Raw genomic sequence first — 24552 nt, forward strand, 5'->3', positions numbered from 1 at the left:
ATGGCGCGATGCGTGTTCCTTGTCCTGGTGGCGGTTCTGTCGGGTTGTGCCTCCACGCGGCTGTCCGGCGCGAACCTGGATCGCGTGGTACAGCCGGCCTTCATCTCCCGTATCGAGGAGGCCGCGGGCCCCAAGAGCCTCGTCTTCCAAGAAGATGATGCGTACGGAGAGAAGCTCAAGAAGCTCGAGCCGAAAGAGGCCGACCGGCGGCTGCGGGCGAAGCTGATCTCGGCGGTGACGCGCTTCGAGATCTCCGAGCGGCTTCGGGTGAACACCATCGGCCAGCTGCCGGTGGAGTACCCCTGGACGAACATCGTGGATCCGGCGCGGGTGGCCACGGCGCTGGAGAGCTTCCTGGTGGAGGAGGTGCCGGCCAACGCCCCGGACTACGACTTGCTGGCGCCGCTGGGCACGGACACGGTGGTGGAGTTCGTCATCCAGGACTACGGCATGCGCAGCGAGAAGGGGCACGCGGGCGCGTACATCAAGGGCTACGGGCGCATGTTCACGCTGAGCAACCGGAACGAGGTGTGGTACCGCTCGTTCGAGGAGGATCAGGTGAAGGCGGGGGATCCGCACCTGGATCCGTTCAAGGTGGGCAAGGATCCGGATCTGTTCCGCCAGGCCATCTCGTCGCTGTTGGACACGCTGTCCACGCGGTTCGCGAAGGACCTGACGCCCAAGGATCGCCGGGGCGGGCCGCCGCTGCCGCAGGGCGTGGAGCAGTCCGCGCCGGACAGCACCAACCGCACGGGCCGCGAGAACCAGCGGCCCCCGCCGCCTCCGCCGGAGCCGGAGCTGCCGGCGGGCGAGCTGCCGGATCCGGATCCCTGAGCTGAGCCGTCGGATCAGCCCGACTTGGGGGGGCCTGGAGGGGGCTCGGCATAGCCGCCCGCCGCCAGGCGCTCGCCGCTGCGGGCGTAGAGTTCGCTCGAATGGTCTCCCACGCCGGTGGCATCGGCCCACCGGTTGTAGAAGTTGAACAGCGAGCACACGGAGATGGCGTCGTAGATGGCCTCCTCCGACCAGCCAGCCGCCTTCACGGTGTCCACGTCCTCCTGACGGATCTGCGCGGCGGTGTGGTTGACCTTGTCCACGAAGGTGAACAGGACCCGCTCGGCCTCCGGAATGGCAGCAGTGAGGTGGTTCTCCAGGACCGCCTGGACCTTCTTCTCGTCACCCAGCAGCTTCGCCGCGACCGCGGCGTGGGAGTTCGTTCAAAACAAGCACTGGTTGCCGCGCGAGGTGAACGCGGCAATCAGCTCGCGCATCCCGGTGGGCAGGGGCGAGGGGCCGCGCATCACCGCCTGGGTGAACTCGGCCAGCGCCTTGGTCGCCTCGGGCTTGTAGGCGAAGAGGTGCCAGAGCCGGGGGAAGCCGACGCCCATCTGCCGGCACCGGTGGATCATCCCCGCGTAGTGGCCGGTGCCCTCGTGGGCCTCGACCTCCTTCAAGAACATCGGATCCATGTGCGCGCCTCCAGAGGACCGGATGGTACCTCAGAACAGCGCATGCTCGGCCAGGAGCACCGCCAGCCCCACGATGAAGCTCAAGAGCGTCACCGGTATGCCCACGCGCAGGTAGGCCATGAAGGTCATCTTCACCTTGTCGCGCGCGGCCTCGAAGACGATGAGGTTGGCCACGCTGCCGATCAGCGTGAGGTTGCCGGCGAGGGTGGAGCCCAGCGCCAGCACGTGCCAGCCCAGCTCCGGATCCTGCAGCGTGGGCACCCACGTGCGCGCCAGCATGACGAACGGCACGTTGCTGAACAGGTTCGACGCCACCAGCGTCAGCGCCGCGAACCCGAGCGTCTCGCGCCACGGAGGCCCGGCCATCAGCGGGCCGAACAGCTCGCGGATCTCCATGGCCCAGCCGTGCTTGTTCACCCCGTACACCACGACGAACAGGCTGGCGAAGAAGAGCAGCAGCACGAAGTCCACGCGCTCGATGATGGTGCGCGGCTCGCGGCGGGAGACGGCCATCACCACCGCGGCTCCGGCCAGGGCGCTCCAGCTCATGGGGAAGCCCAGGAAGAAGGCCACCACCACCGCCACCAGCACCGCCAGCGTCAGGGCCAGCAGCGGCCGGTCCACCGGAGGCGGGGGAGGGTGGGGATCGAAGCGCTTGGAGGGCAATTCCTTGCGGAACAGATACAGCAGCATCGCGATGACGACGCCGGTGGACAGCACGGCCGGCAGGGCCATGTAGGCGGCGAAGCTCGCGTACGACAGCCCCGAGGCACCCTGGATGAGCATGTTCTGCGGGTTGCCGGTGAAGGTGGCCACCGAGCCGCTGTTGGAGCCCATGCACACCGCCAGCAGGTAGGGCACGGGCGGCAGGCGCGCATCCTCCACCACCGCCAGCACCAGCGGGGTGAGCATCAGACACACGGTGTCATTGACGAGGAAGGCGGACAGCAGCGCGCTGATGCCCGTCACCGCCGCCAGCAGCAGCCGGGGCGTGTGCGCCATGCGCACCGTGTAGGCACCCGCCGTCCGGAAGAAGGCCGCCTGCGCCAGGTAGGCCGCCAGCAGCATCATCCCCAGCAGCAGGACGATCGTGTCCATGTCCACCGCGTGGCGGGACGAATCCTCGCTGTGGTTGAACACCTCGCCGGGGGCGACGACGCCCAGGACCACCATGAGCACGGCACCCAGCAGCGCGCCCCCCGGCCGGTCCAGCTTGAGGAAGGGCAGGCGCGCGCCGGCGATGAAGACGTAGGTCAGAAGGAAGATGGCAAGGGCCACGAAGCGCGGACAGTACCCCAAGGGCTTCTGCTACGCTGCACTCCACACGCTTCGTCGTAAGGGACACCATGACTGGCACCAACCGGCCCGAAGAGGGGCCGGTGCAGCTCGATGGGAGCGAAGGCGAGGGGGGAGGGCAGATCCTCCGCTCGGCGCTGTCGCTGTCCCTGATTACCGGCCGGCCGTTCGTCATCACCCGGCTGCGTGAGCGCCGAAAGCCCTCGGGCCTGCGCCCCCAGCACCTGGCGTGTGTGCGCGGAGCCGAGGCCATCAGCTCCAGCTCCAGCGAGGGGGCCGTCGTGGACGCCTCGGAGCTGTCTTTCACTCCAGGCCCGGTGCGCCCCGGGGACTACCTGCTGGAGGTGGGCACCGCCGGCAGCATCCCGCTGCTCTTCCAGTGCCTGTTCTTCCCCCTGGCGCTGGTGGGCGGGGGAAAGCTCACCCTGCGCGGGGGCACGCACCTGCCGCACAGCCCCAGCTACCACTACCTCGCGAACGTCTGGCTGCCGGTGATGCACGCCTATGGGCTGCGCGCCTCGCTGGGCCTCACCCATGCCGGCTTCTACCCGGAGGGCGGCGGCGAGTTCGACGCGGAGATCTCCGCTCCCGCCGAGCCCCCGCGCCTGGTGGATCTGCCCGCGCGCGGCACGCTGCACGACATCACCGTGAGCTCCTTCGTGGGCGGGCTGCCCTTCTCCATCGCGGACCGCCAGTCGCGCGCCGCCGAGGCGGCCCTGCGGGAGCGGGGGATCTACTGTAACTCCCAGAACCGGGCGCTGCCGGTGACGCGCTCGGCGGGCACCGTCACCTTCATCCTGGCGCAGTTCGAGAACACCTTCGCGGGCTTCACCGCCCTGGGCGAGCGGGGGAGGCCGGCGGAAGAGGTGGGGCGCGAGGCCGCCGAGGCGGTGGCGCGCTTCATGGAGTCCGCGGGTGCCATCGACGAGCACCTGGGCGATCAGATCCTCCTGCCGGCGGCGCTGTTGGCGGCGGGGAGGCTGGGGCCGGCTTCTCCGGGCACCACACGCTTCACGACCGAGCGGGTGACGGAGCACCTCACGACGCACGCACGCATCGTCGAGCGCTTCCTGCCGGTGCGCGTGCAGGTCGAGCCGGGAGGCGCGGTGGAGGTCCGCCCGGTCTAGGCAGCACCGAAGGGGGGAACATGCGGATCTGCGTCACTACGTTCGGCTCCGAGGGAGACATCCAGCCCTACCTCGCCCTCGCCGGCGGGCTCCGCGAGGCGGGGCACGAGGTGGTGTTCGCGAGCATCGACCGCTATGCCGAGCGGGCCCGCGCGCTCGGGTTGACGTACGTGACCGTGGGGCGCCCGTGGGTGGACCGGCCCGCCGCCGAGGCGACCGCGGCCTTCCGCGAGCGAAACCCCGCCAAGCAGGCCGGCATGTTCACGCGCCTGCTGGAAGAGGATCTCGCCGCCACGGTGCCCGGGCTCCTCGAGGTGACGCGCGACGTGGATCTGGTCGTCAGCCACGCCTTCAATGTGGCGGGCACGGCGGCGGCGCGCGCCCACCGCAAGCCGGTCGTCGTGGGCCACCTGTTCCACAACACGCTGCGGCAGCGGCGGAGCTCTCCCTTCGGCATCCACCTGGGGAGCCTGGGAAACGCGTTGATGTGGCGGATGGCCGAGGCGATGACGCGCCAGCACACCGATCCTCCGCTCAACCGCGCGGTGGTGGCGGCGGGGCTCGCGCCGTGGCGTGACATCCTGTTCCGCTCGGGCCACTCGGAGCTGCTGAACCTCGTGGCCATCAGCCCCTCGATCGTCCCTCCGGATCCCCTGTGGGAGGGGCGCTACCTCGTGAGCGGGTACTGGTTCACTCCTCCCTCCCAGTTCACGCCGGACGCTCGGCTGGCCTCCTTCGTCGAGGGGGAGCGGCCAGTGGTGGTGACGTTCGGCTCCATGGGTGGCGAGGACCCCCGGGAGAAGACCGCCACGTTGGTGGAGGCACTGCGGCGCTCGGGCCGCAAGGCGATCCTCCAGGCCGGCTGGGGCAACCTGGGAGAGGGCGAGCTTCCCCCAAATGTCCTGCGCGTGGGCTTCGTCTCGCACGACTGGTTGTTCTCACACGCCGCCTGCGTGGTTCATCACGGCGGCGCGGGCACCACGGCGGCGACACTCCGGGCTGGAGTCCCCTCGGTGGTGGTCTGGCACCTGGGAGATCAGCCCGTGTGGGGACGGATCCTCGAGCGCCACGGGGTGGCACCACGAGCCATCGCGCACACACGGCTCACGGCCGAGCGGCTCTCCGAGGCCCTCGGGCACGTGCTGGACGAGAAAGGTTTCGGGGAACGGGCCCGCAAACTGGCGGAGCGCATCCACCAGGAAGACGGGGTCACCACGGCCGTACGGGCGATCGAGGGTGCCCTGAAAGCGCGCGCGCCGTAGCCGCCACGGGCCACAGCGCGGGACCGGCGGAGGGAAGGGCTAGGCCTGCTCCTCTTCGCCCTGCTCCTCGTCCTCGTCTCCGCCCTTCTTGCTGCGCCGCGAGGCGGCGCCGAAGGTGTTCGCGTCGGCCATTTCCTTCGTCGTGTTGCGATAGGCGCGCAGCGCGAACGGGGTGGCGGCCAGGAGCACGAGGCCTCCCAGACCGATGGCCGCCCAGGGGATGGGCGTCTCCTTGATCTGGATGTCGTTGCCGTAGGGGTTCATGTTGCCACCCAGCTGACGGGCCTTGATCGCCGCCTTCTCTTCATCGGTGAGCTCGGCGGGAGGCTGGAAGTCCTGCACCGGGCGGCCGGCGAGGACGGCGCCTCCGGTGAGCAGGGCGGACAGGAGGACAAGTCGCGAGAACGTACGCATGGCTCACCATCCTACCACGGGACGACCCGCCGAGAGCCAGAGGGAGGTGGAGGCACCCTCCTCGGGGCCCGGGAGCCTCGGTCCCGGAGGGGCGCTGCCGCCTCCACGCTCGTGGGAGGGGCAAGCGGGTAGCGCGCCCCAGGGGAACGGGAGTTTACATGCCAGTGGAACAAGGCTTGCGTCCGTCCCAGCGCTCCATTACGCGCGGGGGCCCACTCCTTCCTCCAGGCTCTCATGGTGCGCATCGTCTTCGTCGCCCTCGCCAACCTGTTGATCCTGGTGCGGTACCTGCTGGGGCTGCCGTTCCGGCTGCTGGCCTCGCGTCACCGCCCCACCCATGTCCGCTTCCGGCTCGCCGGAGATCCGCCGTACCGCGAGCGGCGCCGCGCCCCGCTGCGGCTACGACTGGGAGGCAGCTCCCTCGAGCCGGCCACCGTCTCCTCGCTGGAGTCCTTCCAGGAGGCGCTCGGGCTGCTGGCGAAGGATCCGCGCGTCAAGGGCATCCTCCTGGAGCTGGAGGGGCTCGAGATCGGCTCGGCGAAGAAGGACGCGCTGGTGAAGTTGCTCACCGACTTCCGGGCCGCGGGCAAGCGGGTGGTGGCGTGGGCGGTGAGCACGGACAGCGTGGGCTACCAGGTGATGTGCGCGGCGGACGAGGTGCTCCTGGCCCCGGCCGGGCGGCTGGAGCTGGTGGGCTACGCGGCGGAGGCCACGGCGCTGGGAGAGGGGCTCGCGCGCGTGGGCATCCAGGCGCACTTCGTGCGGCGCGGCGCCTACAAGACGGCGCCGGAGCTGTTCACCCACTCGCACGTCTCGGACATCCAGCGGCAGACGCTGGAGGCCTTCCTGGATGAGCGCTACGCGGAGCTGGTGGAGGCGATCTCCCGAGGCCGCAAGCGCTCGCCCGAGGAGGTGCGCGCGCTGATCGACGCGGGGCCCTACAGCGCCCAGCGCGCGGTGTCGGCGGGGCTGGTGGACGCGATGTGCAGCGAGGCGGACCTGCCGGCGCGGCTGGAGCCCCCCAGGCCGGAGGAGAAGGCCAAGGCCCCCGCCGAGTCCGAGGCCGAAGCGGAAGCCGAGGAGTCGCTGGAGCCGATGGATACCTGGCTGGCGGCACTGCCCTGGGCTCCGGTGAAGTGGCGCCCGGTGCGGCGCAAGCCGAGGCTGGGGCTGGTGGTGCTCTCGGGGATGATCGTCCCGGGCAAGGGCTCGGGAGGCCCGGTCGGCCCGACCACGGCGGGCGCGGACGCGCTGGTCAAGGCGGTGCGCGCGGCGGGACGGGACAAGCGGGCCAAGGCGCTGGTGCTCTACATCAACAGCCCGGGAGGTTCGGCGCTGGCCTCGGAGCTCATCCTCGAGGCGGTGCAGCGCGTGGCGCGCAAGAAGCCGGTGATCGCCTACGTGGATCAGGTGTGCGCCAGCGGCGGGTACATGGCGGCGCTGGGCGCCAAGGAGATCTGGACGGCGCCCCACGCGATCATCGGCTCCATCGGCGTCTTCGCGGGCAAGTTCGAGGCCTCCGGGTTGCTGGAGCGGCTCGGGGTGCGCCGGACGATCATCGCCCGCGGAGAGAACGCGGGGATCTTCTCGGTGTCCCGGGGCTTCACGCCGCACGAGCGCGAGTCGCTGGAGGCGGAGGTGGAGGAGACGTACCAGGCCTTCCTGGGCCACGTGGCGAAGGCGCGCGGCCGGACGAAGGAGGAGATTCATGAGCGCGCCGAGGGGCGGGTGTACTCGGGCACGCGCGCCATGACGGCGGGGCTGGTGGATCGGCTCGGCGGCTTCGAGGACGCCTGTCGCCACGCGCTGAACCTGGCCAAGGTGCCGACCGAGAAGTTCGAGCTGATGACGTACGGCGGAGGAGCGCGCCGTCGCTCGCTCCTCCAGCTTCTGCTCAGTATGTCGAGCACGCACCTGTACGCACTCTGCCCAACCTGCTGGGGCCTGGCGGGCTTCAAGGCAGGCGAGCACTTCGACGGATGAACCCTGTTACCCTGCCGCGCGTCATGAAGCCCGTCTCCCGCCTGCTCCTGCTGTGGGTCCTGGCCGCTGGGTGCGCCACGCCCAAGGGCCCCAACGTCGTCGCGGAGTCCTACGCGAAGGCGCTGGAGGAGAACCGCCTCGCGGAGGCCTACGCCCTCACCACGGGACTGCCCGAGGGCGAGGTGGGCTTCCGGGAGCGCTATGCGGACGTCGCCGTCCGCCGGGAGCGTGTGTCCGCCGTGCGCCAGGCGACGGAGGGCATGGAGGCCCGCGCCCCGGGGCTGATCCTGGAGCGCCGCGCGGCCACCTGGCGCGTGGTGGAGATGCGGCCGTCGGACGAGGCGAAGGCGGCCCTCACGCGTTTCCTCAACGCGGTGGAGTCCAAGGACTGGGAGAAGGCCTGGAGCCTGCTGAGCGGGCCCCTGCGCGCGCGCTACACCCCGGACCGGTTCCGCGAGGACTTCCAGCGCGAGCCGCTCGCCAAGGAGCGCCTGCGCCGCGCCCGGCTGGCACTCAAGGGCAACGTGAAGGTGACGGGCAGTGAGGCCGCCTTCCCGCTGGGCGCGGATCGAAACGTGCGCCTGGTCATGGAAGAGGGCGAGTACCGGGTCGCCGCCATCGAGTAGGCCCCCTGTCAGGGCCATGCAGGCGGGCAAAGGCCCGGTGCGTGCGGCGGGTGTCCAGCTGCGTTAAACGTCGTTGACAGTTCTCGGGGCGGGTGGCCATCCTCCGCGCCCTTCCGGGCTTGCAACTGCCCGATTTCCAAAAGGTTTCAGGTGTACCGATGAGCGTTTCCGAGCGCGACATCCTCGCGGCGATGTCGAAGGTGATGGATCCCGAGCTGCATGTGGATCTGGTGAAGGCGGGGATGGTGAAGGACATCCGCGTGAGCGGCGACACGGTGAAGCTGAAGATCGAGCTGACCACGCCCGCCTGTCCGATGAAGGGGAAGATCCAGGCGGATGCCGAAGCGGCGCTCAAGGGAGTGCCGGGGCTGAAGTCCTTCGATATCGAGTGGGGCGCGCAGGTGCGGGCCACGGGCGGCGCGGCGCCGGGCCAGGGGCAGGCGCTGCTGCCGGGCGTGAAGAACATCATCCTGGTGGGCGCGGGCAAGGGCGGTGTGGGCAAGAGCACGGTGGCGGTGAACCTGGCCGTGGCGCTGTCGAAGCACGGGGCCAAGGTGGGCCTGCTGGACGCGGACTTCTACGGCCCGTCCATCCCGCTGATGACCGGCATCACCGAGCGCCCGGTGAGCCCGGACGGCAAGACGCTCAACCCCATGGTGAAGCATGGCCTCAAGGTCATGTCGATCGGCTTCCTGGTGGAGCCGGACCAGGCGCTCATCTGGCGCGGGCCCATGCTGCACGGCGCGCTGATGCAGCTGGTGCGCGACGTTCACTGGGGCGAGCTGGACTACCTCATCCTGGACCTGCCGCCGGGCACGGGAGACGTGGCGCTGTCGCTCTCGCAGAACATGCGCGCGGCGGGCGCGGTGCTCGTCACCACGCCGCAGGACGTGGCGCTGGCGGACGTGGTGCGCGCCAAGCAGATGTTCGACAAGGTCCACATCCCGGTGCTGGGGATCGTGGAGAACATGAGCCAGTTCGTCTGCCCGCACTGCTCGAAGACGACGAACATCTTCCACCACGGCGGCGGGAAGAAGGCGGCGGAGATGTTCAACATCTCATTCCTGGGCGAGGTGCCCCTGGATCTGAAGGTTCGCGAGTCGGGAGACTCGGGGGTGCCCGTGGTGGCGGGCGCGCCGGACAGCCCGGAGGCGAAGGCGTTCATGGAGATCGCCCGCAACGTGGCGGGCCGGGTGTCGGCCGAGAGCGCGCGTGCCATCCGCCTGCCGGTGATGCAGGCTCGCTGAGTCCCGCAGTCCCCGAGGTCCCGCATGGCTGGTGACAGTGAAGACTACCCGCCGGATCCGCTGGATGACGATCCGGACTTCGCTCCGCACGGGAGCCGGGAGAGCCGCGCCGGCTTCGTGCCGGAGTTCGTGCGCAAGATGGCGGTAGCGGGGCTGGGCGCCATCTTCATGACGGAGGAGGGCATCCGCAACCTCGCCGGGCAGCTCAAGCTGCCCAAGGAAGTGCTGGGCTTCATCCTCTCCCAGGCGGAGCGGACCAAGGACGAGATCGGCCGGGTGCTGGCGGAGGAGGTGCGCCGCTTCCTGCAGTCGGAGAAGCTGCGCGAGGAGTTCGTCAAGCTGATGTCGGGCATGACGCTGGATGTGCGAGCGCAGATCCGCCTGGTGCCGGCCGACGAGGAGAAGAAGGAGGGCACCGCCGAAGCCAAGGCCAGCGAAGGGGCCTCGGCGGAGCCCAAGGTGGTCATCTCCGAGCTGAACGCGCGCCGCGGCGGCAAGCGGACGAAGAAGGAGTGACGTTGGAGCCCGAAGCGCGGCCGAGCTGGCGCAACCACCCGATGATGAAGCGCCTGCCGTTGCTGGTGCTCGCGGGGCTGGGCCTGTGGCTGTGGCAGGTGACGCGCACGCCGGAGCGTGAGCTGGTGTGGCAACTGGACGGCTCGGGCTGGGGCGCTGTGCGGAGCCTGGACTTCCAGGTAACGGCGGAGGACGGACGGATCGTCAAGCGCGAGGAGCGGTTCTTCTCGGAGGCGCCGCCGGCGGAGGTGAAGGTGAAGGTGGATCTGCCCGAGGGTACCTACCGGGCGCTCATCTTCGTGAAGGAGCCGGGGCGCCCCACGCGTCCGCCGCTGGTGGAGTCGTTCGCGCTGGGCGAGGACCAGTACGTCATCCGAAGGCTGCGGCTGCCTCCGAGTCGTTGACCGGGTCGGAGGGTGGGGGCTATAGCGCCCGCACTTCACTCTTGGCCGAGGTCGTCATGGCAACGGAGCACATCGTCGTCGTCGGGGCAGGGCAGATGGGCGCGGGCATCGCGCAGGTGGCGCTGGTCGCAGGGCTGCGCGTCACGCTGGTGGACGTCTCCAAGGAGGGACTCGCCAAGGGCGCCGACCGCATCCGCGCGGGCCTGGCGAAGCTGGCGGAGAAGGGCAAGCTGGACGCCGAGAAGCGCAAGACGGCGGAAGCCAACCTGGCCACCTCCACGAGCATCACCGAGGTGAAGGACGTGGACTTCGCCGTCGAGGCGGTGACGGAGAACGAGGACCTCAAACGGCGCATCTTCCAGGAACTGGACACGGTGGTGAAGCCGGGTGGGGTGCTGGCGACGAACACCTCGTCGATTCCGATCACGCGCATCGCGGCGTCGACGAAGCGCCCGGAGGCGGTGATCGGGATGCACTTCATGAACCCGGTGCCGGTGATGCAGCTGGTGGAGCTGATTCGAGGCGCGGCGACGTCGGACGAGACGTACCAGAAGACGCGGGCGCTGGCGGAGAAGATGGGGAAGACGACGGTGGTGTCCAAAGACATGCCGGGCTTCATCGTCAACCGCATCCTGATTCCGATGCTGAACGAGGCGTGCTTCGCGCTGATGGAGGGGCTGGGGACGGCGGAGGACATCGACACGGCGATGAAGCTGGGGACGAACCAGCCCATGGGCCCGCTGCAACTGGCGGACTTCATTGGCCTGGACACGTGCCTCTACATCGCCGAGGTGTTGCACAAGGGCCTGGGTGACGACAAGTACCGCCCCTGCCCGCTGCTGCGTCAGTACGTGGACGCCGGCTGGTACGGCAAGAAGAGCGGCCGCGGCTTCTACAAGTACTGAGCGCCCGTCGATAGACTCGCGCCCCATGGAGCCGACAGGAGGCCGTGGGGTGCATCGATCGAGATTGTTGAAGTGGGCCCTGGTGACGCTCGCGCTCGCGGGCTGTGCCACGACGAAGGGGGCGACGGGCACGGAGCCCGTCCTGGCCATCCGGAATGTCCGCATCTTCGATGGGCAGCGGGTGATCCCCGAGGGCACGGTGGTGGTGAGCGGCGGGAAGATCCTCGCCGTGGGCGCGGACGTGAGCCCGCCCGAGGGCGCCGAGGTGCTCGACGGCCAGGGGCAGACGCTGCTGCCCGGCCTCATCGACGCGCACTTCCACGCCGATGGCCCGGACGCCTACCGGGCCGCGCTCGCATTTGGCGCCACCACGGTGTTGGACATGTTCGCCCAGCTCTCGTCCGCCGGGGCGCGCACCCCCGTCGAGCAACTGCCCCAGCGAGGGCCGGACGAGGCGGACAACCTGATGGGGCTGCTCATCACCGCACCGGGCGCGCACGGGACCGAGTATCCCGGTGTCACCGCCCTGACGGCCACCACCCCACAGGAGTGCGAGGCGGCGGTGGAGCGCGCCGTGGCGGCGGGCTCCCGGTTCATCAAGCTCGTCTACGACTCGGGGGAGTTCATCACCCCGCAGCCCGTGCCTACCCTGAAGCGCGAGGTGATGGCTGGCTGCATCCAGGCGGCCCATGCGCGAAACCGGATGGTGGTCGTCCACGCCACCACCGCCCGCGAGAGTCGCGAGACCCTGGAAGCCGGCGTGGATGGGATCGTCCACGGCATCGCAGGCCCGATGCCGGACGACGCCTACCTGCAGCTGCTGGTGCAGCGCGGCGCATTCGTGGTGCCCACGCTCGCGGTCATCCACGCCGCAGCCGGCCAGGGACACCTGGAGCGGGTGTTGAATGACCAGTTGCTGGAGCCCTACGTGACGCCGAGCAGCCTTGCCATGCTGAAGCTGACGTTTCCGGAGGGCTTCGGTGCGCTCCTGCGGCCGGATGTGACGCGGCAGTACACCCGGAAGCTGGTGGAGGCGGGCGTGCCTGTGCTGGCGGGCTCGGACTCCTTCAACCCCGGCGTCACGGTGGGCGCCAGCCTGCACTACGAACTCGAGCTGTTGGTGGAGTCGGGGCTCACACCCGAGCAGACGTTGGCGGCGGCCACCTCGGTACCCGCCACGGCGTTCCACCTCTCCGATCGGGGCCGCATCGCCCCGGGACTGAGGGCGGATCTGCTGCTCGTGCGAGGCGACCCCACGAAGGACATCCGGCAGGCCCGAGACATCGTCGGCGTGTGGAAAGAGGGCCGCAGGCTCGATCGTGACGCCTACCGTGCCTCCGTGGCGGCCGCGCGCGCCCAGGGCACGAAGCCCTGAGGGTGAACGGAAACCGGCGCTCGGACTCCGAGGCTTGTTGTGGGTTTGCGAGGGGCTGGTAACTTCCGCGCCCCACTTTCGTTCCCCTCCCGAGGAGCCACATGGCCTACGAGAACATCCGGCTGGAGTCGCAGGGACCCGTCACGACGCTCACGATCGATCGGCCCAAGGCGCTCAACGCGCTCAACAGCAAGACGCTGCAGGAGATCGAGTCCGCGCTGCAGTCCCTGACCTCCGAAACGCGCGTCCTCATCCTCACGGGAGGAGGGGAGAAGTCCTTCGTCGCGGGGGCGGACATCGCGGAGATGTCGGCCATCAGCGCCTCGCAGGCGCGGGAGTTCGCGGCGCTGGGCCACCGGGTGATGGCGGCGCTGGAGTCCCTTCCGTGCGTGACGATCGCGGCGGTGAACGGCTTCGCCCTCGGCGGTGGCTGCGAGCTGGCCCTGGGGTGCGACCTCATCTACGCCTCGGAGAAGGCGAAGCTGGGGCTGCCCGAGGTGTCGCTGGGCGTCATCCCCGGCTTCGGCGGCACGCAGCGGCTGGCGCGGCTGGTGGGGAAGATGCGGGCCAAGGAGCTCATCTTCACGGGCGGTCACATTCCGGCCGCACAGGCGAAGGAGTACGGCCTGGTGCTCGAGGTGCTGCCGCCCGAGCAGCTGATGGAGCACTGCCGCACCGTGGCCACCAAGATGCTCAAGAACGGCCCGCTCGCTATCTCCCAGGCCAAGCGAGTCATCGAGTTCGGCGCGGACCAGGATCTGCGCGCGGCCAACGAGCTGGAGCGCCAGGGCTTCGCGGCGCTCTTCGGCTCGGAGGACCAGCGTGAGGGCATGAAGGCGTTCCTGGAGAAGCGCGCCGCCGCCTTCACGGGCAAGTAAGGCGCCAGGCCGTACGTTCTCTAATAGGCACGGCAACTCGCCCTCGGGGTCGTCCCCGAGGGCGAGCGCTATTCCCCTCGGGCGCGGCCCATACTATGGAGACCGGCCAAATTTCCTCAGGAGTGCCATGAACTTCGAGCTGACCGACGTCCAGCGCGAGATCCAGCGGATGTGTCGCGAGTTCGCCGCGCGCGAGCTCATCCCGAATGCCCGGAAGTGGGACGAGACCCACGCGTGGCCCACCGAGGCGGTGAAGAAGCTGGCGGAGCTGGCGCTGCTGGGCGTGGCGGTGCCGGAGCAGTACGGCGGCGCCGGGCTGGACAACGTCTGCTACGCCATCGCCATGGAGGAGATCAGCCGCGGCTGTGCCTCCACGGGCGTCATCATGAGCGTGAACAACTCGCTCTACTGCGATCCGGTGATGAAGTTCGGCACCGAGGAGCAGAAGGAGCAGTTCCTCAAGCCCTTCGCGAGCGGCCAGAAGCTGGGCTGCTTCGGCCTGACGGAGCCCGAGGCGGGCAGCGACGCGGCGGCGCAGAAGACGGTCGCGGTGCGCCGGGGCGACGAGTACGTCATCAACGGCTCGAAGAACTGGATCACCAACGGCCCGAAGGCGGACGCCATCGTCCTGTTCACGATGACGAACAAGGAGGCCGGCCACAAGGGCATCACCACGTTCGTGGTGCCCACGAACACGCCGGGCTTCACCCGCGCCGAGCCGGACAAGAAGATGGGCATCAGCGCGGCGCACTCCTGCTCCATGTTCTTCGAGGACATGCGCGTGCCGGCGAAGTACATGCTGGGCAAGGAGGGCGACGGCTTCAAGATCGCCATGAGCACGCTGGACGGCGGGCGCATCGGCATCGCGGCGCAGGCGCTGGGCATCGCCCGGGCGGCGTTCGAGGAGGCGGTGCGCTACTCGGGCGAGCGCAAGACGTTCGGCAAGCCCATCCGCGACCACCAGGCCATCCAGTTCATGCTGGCGGACATGGCCACGGAGATCGACGCGGCGCGGCTGTTGGTCCACCAGGCGGCGGTGCTCAAGGACAAGGGCGTGCGCCACAGCGTGGAGAGCTCGATGGCGAAGCTGTACGCCAGCGAGATGGCCAGCCGGGTGGCGAACAAGGCGCTGCAGGTCCATGGCGGCATGGGCTACAGCAAGGAGATGGACGCCGAGCGCCACGTGCGCGACGCGCGCATCACCGAGATCTACGAGGGGACGAGCGAGATCCAGCGCATCGTCATCTCGGCCAACCTGCTGAAGGAGTAGGGCGCATGAGGCGGTCCTTCGTCGCGATGATGGTGCTGGCCTCCACGGTGGCGCTCGCCCAGGGCGAGCCCGGCTCGAAGCCGTCCAAGGGGGCACGGAAGAAGGCGCCGGCGGAGCTGGACGTGAGCCGGATGCCCTTCTCTCCGGACTCGATCCAGCAGGTGATGATCCACCACAAGGGGAAGATCCAGGCCTGCTACGAGGACACGATGGCGGAGAAGGACAAGAAGGTGGAGGGCAAGCTGATGACGTCCTTCACCATCACCGCCTCGGGCCTGGTGAAGGACGCCAAGGTGCTGAAGAAGGGCACCACGCTCAAGGACAGCGAGCTGCATGACTGCGTGGTGGCGGTGCTGACGGCGCTGACCTTCCCCCAGCCGCCGGACGGCATGGACCACCCCATCGAGTATCCGTTCAACCTCAAGGCCATCGAGTAGGACTCCACACCGTGAACCTCGAGCTGACCGAGACCCAGACGCTCATCCGCGACACCGCGCGCAAGTTCGCCAAGGAGCGGGTCGCCCCCCGGGCGCGCACCATCGACCGGGAGGAGTACTTCCCCACGGAGCTCTTCAAGGAGCTCGGGGAGGTGGGCCTGCTGGGGGTGAACATCCCCGCGCGCTACGGCGGCTCGGAGGCCGGGGTGGTCTCCTACGCGCTGGCGATGATGGAGGTTTCGGCGGCGTGTGCCTCGACGTCGGTGGCGATGGCCGTGACGAACATGTGCGCGGAGCTGATCAACGCGTACGGCACGGACGCGCAGCGCGAGAAGTTCGTCACGAAGCTGGCCTCGGGCGAGGCGATCGTGGGCTCGTTCGCGCTCTCGGAGCCCCATGCGGGCTCGGATCCGGGCGCGCTGCTGACCTCGGCGGTGCGCAAGGGCGACAAGTGGGTGCTCAACGGCAGCAAGCAGTGGATCACCTCGGGCGCGTACGCGGGGGTGATGGTGGTGTGGGCGCGCACGTCTCCGGCGGGCAACAAGGGCCTGTCGGCCTTCATCGTCGAGGGCGGGACCAAGGGCCTCATCATCGGCAAGCATGAGGACAAGATGGGCTTGCGGGCCTCGAACACGGTGAGCCTGACGTTCGAGGACTGCGAGATCCCGGCGGACCAGATCCTGGGCAAGGAAGGCGACGGGTTCAAGCTGGCGATGGTGGCCCTGGACGGCGGCCGCATCGGCATTGCTTCCCAGGCGTGCGGGGTGGCGCGGGCAGCGCTGGACGCCTCGGTGCGCTACACGAAGGACCGCAAGGCGTTCGGGCAGGCGGTGGCGGAGTTCCAGGCGCCGCGCTTCATGATGGCGGACATGAAGGTGCAGCTCGCGGCGGCGGAGTTGCTGACGTTCCGCGCGGCGCACCTCAAGGAGAACGGCAAGCCGTTCACCCGCGAGGCCTCGATGGCGAAGCTGTACGCCAGCGAGATGGCCAACCGCGTCTGCGACAAGGCCGTGCAGCTGCACGGCGGCTACGGCTACATCGACGAGTTTCCGGTGGAGCGCTACTTCCGGGATGCCCGCGTGCAGACCATCTACGAGGGCACCAGCGAGATCCAGCGGATGGTGATCGCCCGGGAGACGTTCAAGCTCTTCTCCTGAGCGACCGTCGACCTAGCCCTTCACCGCGCCCGCGGTGAGGCCCGAGACGATCTTCCGCTGGAAGATCAGCACCAGCACCACGAGCGGCACGGTGACGATGACCGAGGCGGCCATGATGAGGCCCCACGGGGTCTCGAAGGCGCTGCCGCCGCTGAACAGCGCGATGGCCACCGGCACCGTCCGCACGCTGTCGGACTGGGTGAAGGTGAGCGCGAAGAGGAACTCGTTCCACGCCGCGATGAACGCCAGCAGTCCCGTCGTGGCCATGGCGGGCCCCAAGAGCGGCAGGAACACGCGGGTGAGGATGGTCCATGGCGTGGCCCCGTCCACGATGGCCGCCTCCTCCAGCTCCTTGGGCAGCTCGCGCATGAACGTCGTCAGCACCCAGACCGTGAAGGGCAGGGTGAGGATCAGGTTGGAGAGCGCCAGGGCCGGCAGCTTGTTGTAGAGCCCCAGCCAGCGCACCAGCTCGAACATGCCCGACAGCACGGCGATCTGCGGGAACATGGACACGCCGAGCACCGCCAGCAGCAGCGCCTTACGCCCCCGGAACTCGATGCGCGCCAGCGCGAACGAGGCCGTCAGCCCCAGCAGCAGCGAGGCCACCACCACCGCCGTGGCGACGATGACCGAGTTGAGGATGTTCTGCCCGAAGGGCTGCGCCTCGAAGACCGCCGTGTAGTTGCTCCAGGCGGGTTGCTTGGGCCAGGGATCCACTTCGAACAGCTCGCTGCCCGTCTTCAGCGACGTGACGATCGCCCAGTAGAACGGGAACAGCGTGTAGACGGCGATGAACGCCAGCAGCAGCCAGAACGCGATCTTCTTGACCCAGCGCATGGCTCAGGCCTCCTCGCCCAGCTTCACCCGGCCCACCACCATGTAGACGGCGGTGAACAGGGCGATGAGCGCGAACAACAGCGATGCGGATGCGGACCCGACACCTATCTCCTGGTACTCGAACATCCGCTGCCGCGCGTAGCCAGCCATGGGCATGGTGTCCGTGCTACCGCCGGTGAGCACGAAGAACACATCGAACACGCGCAGCGCGTCCAGCATGCGGAAGATGATGGCCACCAGCAGCGGCCCTTTCAGCACCGGCAGGGTGATCTGGAAGAAGACCCGGATGGGCCCCGCGCCGTCGATGCGCGCCGCCTCGTACATGTCCTCGGGCAGCATCTGCAGCGCCGCGAGGATCAGCAGCGCCATGAAGGGCGTCGTCTTCCACACGTCCACGGCCACCACCGCCGCGAACGACAGCCCTGACTCGGCGATCCACGCCAGCGGCTCGTCGATGACTCCCAGGTACATGAGGATCGCGTTGATGACGCCGTAGCTGTCATTGAACATCCACCCCCACATCCTCGCGGAGACGACGGTGGGAATGGCCCACGGCACCAGCACCGCGGCGCGGAGCAGCGCCCGGCCGCGGAACTTGGCGTGCAGGGCCATGGCGACGACCAGGCCCAGCACCGTCTCGAGGAACACGGACAGGAAGGCGAACCGGAAGGTGGTCCACACCGTGGTCCACCAGTCCGAGTCCTCCAGCACCGTCCGCAGGCTCTCCAGCCCCACGAACTGAGAGGCCGTCATGTCCGTCAGGTTCGCGTCCGTGAACGAGAACCAGAAGGTGCGAGCCAATGGCCAGCCCGCGACCAACACCATCGCCACCAGGGTGGGAGTCAGGAACAACCATGCCGCGCGGGTGCGCTGGCGCGTGAGCGCCGAGGCGCGATCCGTGGGCCCGGGAGCGCCCGTGGCCGCGCTGGCTGCGATAGGAGTCGTGGGGCTGGCCATGGTTCAGCGCCTCCTCACTGCCACTTGCCGTCCTTGCCCAGCTTCTTGATCTTCTCCTCCGCCTTCTTCAGCTGGTCGGTCGCCTTGCCCTTGCCGGAGAGCGTGGCGTAGACGGCGTTGCGGAACTCGGTGCTCACCTGGTTGTACTTCGCACCGGTGATCGTCGGCCGCGGCACCGCGTTGACGAAGGTGTTGTACAGCTCGCCGATGAAGGGGTTGGCCTTGAGCAGCTCCGCGTCCTTGTAGAGGCTCATGATGGTGGGGTTGAACGAGGCCACCAGCGCGCGGCGCTTCTGCTCCTCGGGGCCCGTCAGGTACTTCACCAGGTCCGCCGCCAGCTGCGGGTTCTTCGAGTACTTCGACACGCCCAGCTGCCAGCCGCCCAGCGTACCGGTGGACTTGCCCTCCGCGCCGCCCTTGGGCAGCGCCATCACGCCCACCTTGCCCGCGATCGGGCTGTCCTTCGCGTTGGCCAGCGCCCAGGCGTACGGCCAGTTGCGCATGAACACCGCGTCGCCCTTCTGGAACACGCCGCGCGCGCCTTCCTCCTCGTAGGACAGCACGCCCTTGGGCGCTACGTTGCCGATCAGCCCCGCGAAGAAGTCGATGGCCTCCGCGGCCTTGGGGTTGTTGAGGGTGACCTGGCCCTTGGCGTCCACGATCGTGCCGCCGCCGAAGGAGTCCACCCACTCCAGCGCGTTGCACGTCAGGCCCTCGTACGCCTTGCCCTGGAAGACGTAGCCCACCAGCTTGGCGTTGCCGCCCTTCTTCTCGGCATCCACCACCGTCTTGGCCGTCTGGGCCAATTCCTGCCACGTGGTGGGCGGCTTCTGCCCGTGCTTCTCCAGCAAGTCCTTGCGGTAGTAGAGGAGCCCCGCGTCGGTGAACCACGGGATGGCGATCAGCTTGCCATTGACTGTGTTGTTCTTAACAATTGGCTGGAAGTGCTGTTGGAGCACCTCCGCCGGGAAGTAGGGCGTCAGGTCCACGAAGTGGTTGGCCACGATGCCGGGCCACACCACGTCGATGCGCACCACGTCCAGATCCGAGGAGCCCGCGGCCAGCAATTGCTGGAACTGCGCCAGCTGCTGCCCCGCGTCGGTGGGCACGCTCATGAGCTCCACGGTGTGGCCGGTCTTCTTCGCCCAGGCCTCCGCGCCCTGCTTGCAGACATCCGCCTCCTGCCCCACGGAACCGCAAGCGATGACGAGCTTCTCGGCCAGAGCCAGGCCCGGGGTAACGAGCGTTACCGCGGCGGCGAGTCCTGCCAGTGCCTTCTTCATTGCGTATGTCCCTCCCTCGAAGCGCCCCGGTTCTGGAGCGCGTCCCCACGAGCAGCGTCTGCCTTCACGCACCCGTGGGCCGCGCCCCCCGTACCACGGTTTCTCGCTGATCAAGAGGCTTGAATATGGCAACTATTAGGTTTTATGAGGGCCCCGGAATGTGAGTCCTACCAGGGGGAGCCTCTTCCCACTGGCTTACTCCTCACATCCTCCGGAGCTAGATCGTGTCATCTCGCATTGTGCATCTCGTGACTCAATGTTGGCGGAAGTCTCCCGTGGTTTCGTTGCTAGCCGTGCTGAGCTTCTTGGCGCTGCCTTCTCCCGCGCATGCCGCGCTGGAGTCGGGGCCTCTCGAGATCGGCATGTACGGCCGCATGGGCGTGGCCTGGAATCCCCAGAACGGCCAGTTCGTTCAGGGCCAGACCCTGAACCTGCTGGGCGTGACGCTCGGTGGTCGTTTCGAGGAGGGTGACTACCTCGAGCCGACGATCAAGCTGCACATCGTGCGGCCCAGCACGGAGGACACCACCAAGACGTACTTCCACTTCGTCCTCACGCCGTCGATGTTCTCGGCCAACGGCTCGTTCCTGGGCGCCTTCGCCAACAACTTCTCGGCCAACCTGCGCATCGAGCTGTTCCAGGCGTACCTGGAGGCCGGCAACATCTTCGTCCCGGATCTGAAGGTGTGGGCCGGCCAGCGCTTCTACCGCGGCACGGACGTCCACATCGCCGACTACTTCTATTTCAACAACCTGGCCTCCCAGGGCTTCGGCGCCAAGTACAAGGGCCTGGACGTCGCCGTGCTGCTGCAGACCAACCGCAACCAGGGCCTGTACGCGATCGATCAGGACGGGGACCCGAACACCAGCAACCCGCTGATCCAGCGTCAGCGCACCACGTTCGTCGGCCAGTACGTGCTGCCGGTGATGGAGAAGCACTCGCTGCAGTTCCTGGGTGAGTTCCACTACCTGCCGGCCGCGCGTACCAACATTGGCAGCCAGGCGCTGGCGCGCCGCGACTACGGCTACGTGGGCGGCGTCAAGGGTCGCCTGGATCTGGGCAATGGCAGCTTCAACGAGCTGTCGGTGCGCGTCGGCGGCGGCATCGCCAACGGCGCCTTCGGTGCCTCGCAGACGTGGAGCACCTACGGTCGGACCAACGAGGACGATCGCTACGGCGGCGCGCTGGGCGTCGAGGCGGTGGAGCACATCCTCGTGAACGTGAACCCGCTGCTCTCGCTCAACGGCTACGGCATCTTCCAGTACAGCCAGGGCGCCAGCGGCCTGTCACAGGACCACGCCATGAACTTCGCCACGGGCGTGCGCAGCTTCCTGTACCTGCACAACCAGTTCCACCTGATCAACGAGCTGAGCTTCCAGGGGGTCGCCACCGGCCTGCCGGAGGGCGTGGAGTCTCCGCCGCTGCCCTGGGCGACCAAGTTCTCCATCGTGCCGACCATCGTCCCCTCGGGTGAGCGCTCGGCCTGGGCGCGGCCGCACCTGCGCTTCATCTACACGCTGGCCTACTACAGTGAGGGCGCGCGCAGCGCGGCTCGGGCGAACTCGTCCGTCGCCTCGCCGTACCTGCGCAACTTCGGTCCGCGCGAGTTCGGCCACTTCCTGGGCGCCCGCGCCGAGTGGTGGTTCTAAATCGGCCCGTTGTCTGGATGCTCCTGGGGCGGGCAGGCTTGCCGCCCTGGGCCCCGGCTCGCCCCCTCGGACATGTTGCCTGGGGGGGCAGCCGTTCATAGAGAGAGTGAACAAGAATCGCGTGCTCGCTTGACTGCCGGAAAGACCGGTGTCTAGGGTGCGCGGCTTCCAGTCCCCAAGGTGGGGACACACGAGGTTCCCGTCGCGCCCCGCGGGTGACTTTCGTGACGAACAGGGGCAGCTGTACCCGTTTCCAAGGACTTTCAATTCATGCAGCAGAATGTGAACCAGCAGATCGGACCGGAGGCCGGCGACGAGGATTTTGCCGCGATGTTCGAGGCGTCGCTCAAGGAGCGCGGTGGTGACGGCATCCTCAAGGAAGGGGAGATCGTCAAAGGCACCGTCGTTCAGGTGACGAAGGACTACGCGATCGTCGACATCGGCTACAAGTCCGAGGGCCAGGTTCCGATCTCGGAGTTCACCAGCCCGCGCGGCGAGATCACCGTGAAGGCCGGTGACGCCGTGGAAGTGCTCCTGGAGAGCCGCGAGAACGACACCGGCATGGTCGTCCTCTCCAAGGAGAAGGCCGACAAGATGCGCATCTGGGACGAGATCAGCGCCGCCTGCGAGCGCGATGAGATCGTCAAGGGCACCATCGTTGGCCGCGTGAAGGGTGGCCTCTCCGTCGACATCGGCGTCAAGGCGTTCCTGCCCGGCAGCCAGGTCGATATCCGCCCCGTGCGCAACCTTGACCAGTACATCTCGAAGGAATTCGAGTTCAAGGTCATCAAGTTCAACAAGAAGCGCGGCAACATCGTCCTGAGCCGCCGCGTGCTCCTCGAGAAGCAGCGCGAGGAGATGAAGAAGGAGACCCTCAAGAACCTCAAGGAGGGTGCGGTCCTCAAGGGCGTGGTCAAGAACCTCACCGACTACGGCGCCTTCATCGACCTGGGCGGCATCGACGGCCTGCTGCACATCACCGACATGTCCTGGGGCCGCATCGGTCACCCCAGCGAGATGTTCAACGTGGGCGACGAAGTCCGCGTGGTGGTGCTCAAGTTCGACCCGACGCAGGAGCGCGTCAGCCTGGGCCTCAAGCAGATCCAGGAGGATCCGTGGCACCGCGCCGACGAGAAGTACCCGGTCGGCACGCGCGTTCGCGGCAAGGTCGTCTCCATCACCGACTACGGCGCCTTCATCGAGATCGAGCAGGGCGTCGAGGGTCTGGTGCACGTGTCCGAGATGTCCTGGACCAAGCGCCTCAAGCACCCGTCCAAGATCCTGGAGGTCGGCCAGGAGGTGGAGGCCGTCGTCCTGGACATCGATCCGAAGGCCAAGCGCATCGCGCTGGGCATGAAGCAGATCGAGCAGAACCCCTGGACGCTGCTGGAGGACAAGTACCCGATCGGCTCCGTCATCAAGGGCCAGATCCGCAACGTCACCGACTTCGGCGTGTTCGTCGGCGTCGAGGAGGGCGTGGACGGCCTGGTGCATGTGTCCGATATCTCCTGGACCCAGCGCATCAAGCACCCGGGCGAGCTCTACAAGAAGGGCGACGAGGTCGAGGCGGTGGTGCTCAACATCGACGTCGAGAACGAGCGCTTCAGCCTGGGCATCAAGCAGCTCACGCCGGACCCCTGGGAGACGCTGTCCGAGCGCACCCCGGTGGGCAGCCGCGTGAAGGGCAAGGTCACCAAGGTCACCGACTTCGGCGCGTTCGTGGAGATCGAGCCGGGCATCGAGGGTCTGGTCCACGTGTCCGAGCTGCGTGAGGAGCGCGTGGAGAACCCCCGCGACGTGGTCCAGGAGGCTCAGGATGTCGAGGTGAAGATCATCGACATCAACACCCAGGACCGGAAGGTGGCGCTGTCGATGAAGGCGCTCATCGGCGAGGGCTCGGATGACTACCGCGAGTACCTGCGCAAGCAGGCCGAGGGCAGCAAGGCGCGCCTCGGCGACGTGATGGCGAGCAAGCTGAAGAAGTAGCCCTCGCTCCTCCCACTGGGAGGCACGCATGGGCGGCCGGGTTCCCGAATGGGGGCCCGGCCGTCTGCTTTTTCGGGCACTTACATGCATGAAGTCGGCGGGCCTGGGTGTTACCAACAGTCCGTCCGAGTGTCGGAAGCCCAAAGCTCAACTCATGCTGTTCGGGGGCATGAGTCAGAGGGGGGACGACACGCTTGACCCCCCCGGAAGGGGCGGTGATAAGGGCTCACCTGTACGTATCCCCGGTTACCAAGGAGGCAGTTTCCATGGCTCGTGAAGTCGTCATCGTGGGCGCGGCTCGCACCCCTATCGGTTCCTTCCAGGGCGCTCTCGCGAAGCTGACGGCGCCGCAGCTGGGTGCCATCGTCATCAAGGCGGCGCTGGAGCGGGCGGGCGTGAAGCCGGAGGCGGTACAGGAAGTCATCATGGGCAACGTGCTGCAGGCGGGCGTGGGCCAGGCTCCCGCGCGTCAGGCGCTGCGCTTCGCGGGGCTGCCGGACACGGTGCCGGCCACCACGCTCAACAAGGTTTGCGGCTCGGGCCTGAAGGCCGTCATCGCCGGCGCCCAGGCCATCGCGCTGGGTGACGCGGACGTGGTGGTGGTGGGCGGCATGGAGTCCATGTCGAACGCGCCCTACGTGAGCCACACCATGCGCGGCGGCGCCCGCATGGGGAACGTGGAGTTCAAGGACGCGATGATCCTCGATGGCCTGTGGGATCCGTACGACAACGTCCACATGGGCGTCTGCGCCGAGGACTGCGCGGTGAAGCAGGACGTGAGCCGCTCGCAGCAGGACGAGTACGCGCTCGAGTCCACCAAGCGCGCCATCAACGCCCAGAAGGAGGGCCTGTTCACCGCGGAGATCGTCCCGGTGCCGATCCCCGGCAAGAAGCCCGAGGACACGGTGATGGTGGTGGAGGACGAGGGCCCGCGTAACGCGAAGCCGGAGAAGATCCCCACGCTCAAGCCGGTGTTCAAGAAGGACGGCACGGTGACGGCGGCCAACGCCTCGTCCATCAACGACGGCGCCGCGGCGCTGGTGCTCATGAGCGAGGAGCGCGCCAAGGCCGAGGGCCGGACGATCCTCGGTCGGATTACGGGCCACGCCCAGGCGGCGCGCAAGCCGGTGGAGTTCACCATCGCCCCGACGGACGCGATCAACAAGCTGCTGGAGAAGAAGGGCCTGAAGACGGACGCGGTGGATCTCTGGGAGATCAACGAGGCGTTCGCGGTGGTGTCCATCGCCAACAACCGGCTGCTGAAGCTGGACCCGTCGAAGGTGAACGTGCGCGGCGGCGCGGTGTCGCTGGGTCACCCCATCGGCGCCTCGGGCGCGCGCGTGCTGGTGACGCTGCTGCACGCGATGAAGGATCTGGACAAGAAGCGCGGGGTCGCGTCGCTGTGCATCGGCGGCGGCGAGGGCATCGCGCTGATGGTGGAGCGCTGATCTTCCTCTCCCTTCGGGGGAGGACC

At 68.3% G+C, this 24552-nt stretch carries 24 protein-coding genes; 17 read left to right on the forward strand and 7 right to left on the reverse strand.

Annotated features, from left to right (window positions below):
• On the forward strand, positions 1 to 834 hold the full coding sequence (locus SYV04_RS32180; protein ID WP_321549799.1) for a hypothetical protein: 834 nt from the start codon (positions 1 to 3) through the stop codon (positions 832 to 834).
• A 14-nt stretch (positions 835 to 848) separates the two neighbouring features.
• Here SYV04_RS32180 and SYV04_RS32185 read toward each other — a convergent pair whose 3' ends face one another.
• From SYV04_RS32185 to SYV04_RS32195, 3 genes are all read right to left on the reverse strand, one after another.
• The gene (locus SYV04_RS32185; protein WP_321549800.1) at positions 849 to 1097 is read right to left on the reverse strand and encodes a carboxymuconolactone decarboxylase family protein; all 249 of its coding nucleotides are present in this window, start codon (positions 1095 to 1097) and stop codon (positions 849 to 851) included.
• Between the two features lie 120 nt (positions 1098 to 1217).
• Entirely contained in the window at positions 1218 to 1469 is a 252-nt protein-coding gene (locus SYV04_RS32190) for a carboxymuconolactone decarboxylase family protein (RefSeq protein WP_321549801.1), read from the reverse strand.
• 30 nt (positions 1470 to 1499) lie between these two features.
• Positions 1500 to 2747 (reverse strand): ArsB/NhaD family transporter, encoded by a 1248-nt coding sequence (locus SYV04_RS32195; protein WP_321549802.1) that lies wholly within the window; start codon positions 2745 to 2747, stop codon positions 1500 to 1502.
• Between the two features lie 68 nt (positions 2748 to 2815).
• Between SYV04_RS32195 and rtcA the strand changes: the two genes are divergently transcribed.
• Both rtcA and SYV04_RS32205 read left to right on the forward strand, forming a co-directional pair.
• Positions 2816 to 3892 carry an RNA 3'-terminal phosphate cyclase gene (rtcA, locus tag SYV04_RS32200; protein WP_321549803.1) on the forward strand — a complete coding sequence of 359 codons (1077 nt, stop codon included), beginning with the start codon at positions 2816 to 2818 and terminating at the stop codon, positions 3890 to 3892.
• Between the two features lie 20 nt (positions 3893 to 3912).
• Positions 3913 to 5154, forward strand: coding sequence for a glycosyltransferase (locus tag SYV04_RS32205; RefSeq protein WP_321549804.1), 1242 nt, complete (start codon positions 3913 to 3915; stop codon positions 5152 to 5154).
• Positions 5155 to 5193: 39 nt separating this feature from the next.
• Here SYV04_RS32205 and SYV04_RS32210 read toward each other — a convergent pair whose 3' ends face one another.
• Positions 5194 to 5568, reverse strand: a complete 375-nt coding sequence (locus SYV04_RS32210) for a hypothetical protein (protein ID WP_321549805.1) — start codon at positions 5566 to 5568, stop codon at positions 5194 to 5196.
• Positions 5569 to 5802: 234 nt separating this feature from the next.
• Here SYV04_RS32210 and sppA point away from each other — a divergent pair, with 234 nt between their 5' ends.
• The 11 genes from sppA to SYV04_RS32265 all read left to right on the forward strand — a co-directional run bounded on the left by sppA (position 5803) and on the right by SYV04_RS32265 (position 16366).
• Positions 5803 to 7551 (forward strand): signal peptide peptidase SppA, encoded by a 1749-nt coding sequence (sppA, locus tag SYV04_RS32215; RefSeq protein WP_321549806.1) that lies wholly within the window; start codon positions 5803 to 5805, stop codon positions 7549 to 7551.
• Entirely contained in the window at positions 7548 to 8177 is a 630-nt protein-coding gene (locus SYV04_RS32220) for a hypothetical protein (protein WP_321549807.1), read from the forward strand. Before sppA ends, SYV04_RS32220 begins: the two co-directional genes overlap by 4 nt.
• A gap of 158 nt (positions 8178 to 8335) precedes the next feature.
• Positions 8336 to 9424, forward strand: coding sequence for an iron-sulfur cluster carrier protein ApbC (gene apbC, locus SYV04_RS32225; RefSeq protein ID WP_321549808.1), 1089 nt, complete (start codon positions 8336 to 8338; stop codon positions 9422 to 9424).
• A 24-nt stretch (positions 9425 to 9448) separates the two neighbouring features.
• The gene (locus SYV04_RS32230; protein ID WP_321549809.1) at positions 9449 to 9940 is read left to right on the forward strand and encodes a hypothetical protein; all 492 of its coding nucleotides are present in this window, start codon (positions 9449 to 9451) and stop codon (positions 9938 to 9940) included.
• Between the two features lie 2 nt (positions 9941 to 9942).
• Positions 9943 to 10344, forward strand: coding sequence for a hypothetical protein (locus tag SYV04_RS32235; RefSeq protein ID WP_321549810.1), 402 nt, complete (start codon positions 9943 to 9945; stop codon positions 10342 to 10344).
• A 56-nt stretch (positions 10345 to 10400) separates the two neighbouring features.
• On the forward strand, positions 10401 to 11249 hold the full coding sequence (locus SYV04_RS32240) for a 3-hydroxyacyl-CoA dehydrogenase family protein (protein ID WP_321549811.1): 849 nt from the start codon (positions 10401 to 10403) through the stop codon (positions 11247 to 11249).
• Between the two features lie 49 nt (positions 11250 to 11298).
• A complete protein-coding gene (locus SYV04_RS32245) occupies positions 11299 to 12624 on the forward strand; it encodes an amidohydrolase family protein (protein WP_321549812.1) in 1326 nt (441 codons plus the stop codon).
• Between the two features lie 101 nt (positions 12625 to 12725).
• Positions 12726 to 13502: an enoyl-CoA hydratase-related protein gene (locus SYV04_RS32250; protein ID WP_321549813.1), complete on the forward strand. Its 777-nt coding sequence runs from the start codon at positions 12726 to 12728 to the stop codon at positions 13500 to 13502.
• 127 nt (positions 13503 to 13629) lie between these two features.
• The gene (locus SYV04_RS32255) at positions 13630 to 14772 is read left to right on the forward strand and encodes an acyl-CoA dehydrogenase (protein WP_321549814.1); all 1143 of its coding nucleotides are present in this window, start codon (positions 13630 to 13632) and stop codon (positions 14770 to 14772) included.
• A 5-nt stretch (positions 14773 to 14777) separates the two neighbouring features.
• Entirely contained in the window at positions 14778 to 15209 is a 432-nt protein-coding gene (locus SYV04_RS32260) for an AgmX/PglI C-terminal domain-containing protein (RefSeq protein WP_321549815.1), read from the forward strand.
• Between the two features lie 11 nt (positions 15210 to 15220).
• A complete protein-coding gene (locus tag SYV04_RS32265) occupies positions 15221 to 16366 on the forward strand; it encodes an acyl-CoA dehydrogenase family protein (RefSeq protein ID WP_321549816.1) in 1146 nt (381 codons plus the stop codon).
• Between the two features lie 12 nt (positions 16367 to 16378).
• Here SYV04_RS32265 and SYV04_RS32270 read toward each other — a convergent pair whose 3' ends face one another.
• Genes SYV04_RS32270 through SYV04_RS32280 form a run of 3 tightly spaced genes read right to left on the reverse strand, consistent with a single transcriptional unit; the run spans position 16379 to position 19443 of the window.
• Entirely contained in the window at positions 16379 to 17203 is an 825-nt protein-coding gene (locus SYV04_RS32270; protein ID WP_321549817.1) for a carbohydrate ABC transporter permease, read from the reverse strand.
• Positions 17204 to 17206: 3 nt separating this feature from the next.
• On the reverse strand, positions 17207 to 18160 hold the full coding sequence (locus SYV04_RS32275) for a carbohydrate ABC transporter permease (protein ID WP_321549818.1): 954 nt from the start codon (positions 18158 to 18160) through the stop codon (positions 17207 to 17209).
• 14 nt (positions 18161 to 18174) lie between these two features.
• Positions 18175 to 19443, reverse strand: coding sequence for an ABC transporter substrate-binding protein (locus tag SYV04_RS32280; RefSeq protein ID WP_321549819.1), 1269 nt, complete (start codon positions 19441 to 19443; stop codon positions 18175 to 18177).
• A gap of 275 nt (positions 19444 to 19718) precedes the next feature.
• On the opposite strand from SYV04_RS32280, the gene SYV04_RS32285 reads away from it, so the two are divergent.
• From SYV04_RS32285 to SYV04_RS32295, 3 genes are all read left to right on the forward strand, one after another.
• A complete protein-coding gene (locus tag SYV04_RS32285) occupies positions 19719 to 21092 on the forward strand; it encodes a carbohydrate porin (protein WP_321549820.1) in 1374 nt (457 codons plus the stop codon).
• A 270-nt stretch (positions 21093 to 21362) separates the two neighbouring features.
• Positions 21363 to 23078: a 30S ribosomal protein S1 gene (locus tag SYV04_RS32290; protein ID WP_321549821.1), complete on the forward strand. Its 1716-nt coding sequence runs from the start codon at positions 21363 to 21365 to the stop codon at positions 23076 to 23078.
• A gap of 266 nt (positions 23079 to 23344) precedes the next feature.
• The gene (locus tag SYV04_RS32295) at positions 23345 to 24526 is read left to right on the forward strand and encodes a thiolase family protein (protein WP_321549822.1); all 1182 of its coding nucleotides are present in this window, start codon (positions 23345 to 23347) and stop codon (positions 24524 to 24526) included.
• Positions 24527 to 24552 lie beyond the last annotated feature (26 nt).

It is taken from the genome of Hyalangium ruber (genome assembly GCF_034259325.1).
Lineage (GTDB): Bacteria > Myxococcota > Myxococcia > Myxococcales > Myxococcaceae > Hyalangium_A > Hyalangium_A rubrum.